The 1,665-nt window shown below is 77.7% G+C and carries 2 protein-coding genes and 1 pseudogene; all 3 read right to left on the bottom strand.

What is annotated here, in order from left to right; all coding sequences use genetic code 11:
- Positions 1-141 precede the first annotated feature (141 nt).
- A complete protein-coding gene (locus tag BJF79_RS63775; protein WP_262403239.1) occupies positions 142-579 on the bottom strand; it encodes a glycosyltransferase in 438 nt (145 codons plus the stop codon).
- Positions 576-1,373 (bottom strand): glycosyltransferase, encoded by a 798-nt coding sequence (locus BJF79_RS63770; RefSeq protein ID WP_262403238.1) that lies wholly within the window; start codon positions 1,371-1,373, stop codon positions 576-578. The genes BJF79_RS63775 and BJF79_RS63770 overlap by 4 nt, the downstream gene beginning before the upstream one ends.
- 10 nt (positions 1,374-1,383) lie before the next feature.
- Positions 1,384-1,665 (bottom strand): annotated as a pseudogene (locus BJF79_RS56510) (hypothetical protein); the annotation flags it as partial.

Here is a 1,665-nt window from a genome sequence, read left to right as displayed (position 1 = left end):
CCCCCCAGCCCCCGCCCGCGCCCGCGCCGTGGAATCCGTGGGCGGACGGGCCGCCGCAGCCGAGCGCGCGCGCCCGTCGCGCGAGCAGCGCGAGATCGTCCGGACCCCTGACGGCTCCGGCTGGACCTGGAAGTGACGGGGTCAGCCCAGGAGGGGCTCTAGGGTCTCCTGCGCGCGCGCGAGGCCGTCCTCCGCGCGGATGCGGTGGCCGATGCGGTCGGCGCGGTCGGCGATGTCCGGGTCCTCGACGGCCGCGCGGATCCGGGCGGCGAGGCGCGGGACCGTGAGCGTCCGGAACGGCAGCGGGGACGGGCCCGCGCCGAGCGCCGCGACCCGTTCGCCCCAGTACGGCTGGTCGCCGAAGAACGGGCACACGACCGTGGGCGCGCCCGCGCGCAGGCCCGCCGCCGTGGTGCCCGCGCCGCCGTGGTGGACGACGGCGGCCATGCGGGGGAACAGCCAGGCGTGCGGGACGTCGCGGACGGCGAGCACGTGCTCGTCCGAGGTGTCCGGATCGCCCTGGACGATCCCGCGGACGCCCGCGAGCCGCAGCGCCGTGCGGACGATCCGGCCGGTCATCGCGGCGTCCTTCGGCACCATGCTGCCGAACCCGACGTAGACGGGCGGGGGGCCGTCGTCGAGGAAGGCGGCGAGGTCGGCGGGCGGCGTCCAGTCCGGCTCGTCGAGGAACCAGTATAGCCGGTCATGGCGAGGCTGCGCGGCCAGTCGCGCGGGCGCGGGACGACGGCCGGGCTGAAGCACGCCAGGACCGGACGGTCGTCGCCCGCGTTCCGCAGCGGCAGCGGCGGCAACCCGAGCCGCTCCTGCCGCCACGGGTTGATGAACGGGCGGGACAGCAGCCACGCGACCTGGTCGACCGCGTGGAAGCTGGCCCGGTTGGCGTAGGGCCCGAGCAGGCGCGCGCGCGGGACGAACGGGTGCGGGAACGCGCCGGTGGCGCGGCTCGGCTGGAAGTGGATCAGCGCCCACGGGACGCCGAGATGCTCGCCGATGTGCCGGGGCAGCGCGCCGAGCGTCGGTCCGAGGATCAGGTCGGCGTCCTTGCACGCGTCGAGGCATTCGGCGAGCAGCCGTTCGGCCATCGGCCCGAGGATCCGCCGGAACCCGCCGAGGAACTTCACCGGGTTGCGGCCGCCCGCGAGCAGTTCCTGCCCGGCGTCCGATTCGAGGATCTCGGTCGGGTCGGCGGTGAGCGGCGCGAGGCCGAGCCCGGCACCGGCGGCGAGCGACGCGTAACGGGCGCTGGCGACGAGCGTGACCTCGTGCCCGCGCGCGCGCAGTGCGCGGCCGAGGGCGGCGCAGGGCTGGACGTCCCCGCGCGAACCCGCGCCGAAGATCACGATGGTGCTCACGTGCGCCTCCTCACCAGGCGTCGTCGCGGGGACCGGGCGGCGGCGCCGACGGCGGTCCGGCGGGCGGGTCGTCGCCCGGCGTGTACGGCTGGTACCAGCCCTCGGGCGGTGGCGGCGGGCGGCGGTCGCCCGCCGGTTCCGCGAGGCCGAGCGACAGGCCGTCCCGCACGGTGGCGGGCCGGTCGTACCAGACGTCGTCCGCCGGGACGGACGGCGCCGCGGGCTCGCCCGCGTCCGGTTCGGCCCCGCCGGGACCCGGACGAGGACGGCGCGGCGGACGGTTCGACGGGCG

It is taken from the genome of Actinomadura sp. CNU-125 (genome assembly GCF_001942465.1).
Classification (GTDB): Bacteria; Actinomycetota; Actinomycetes; order Streptosporangiales; family Streptosporangiaceae; genus Spirillospora.
This window is presented reverse-complemented; position numbering and strand designations above follow the sequence as displayed.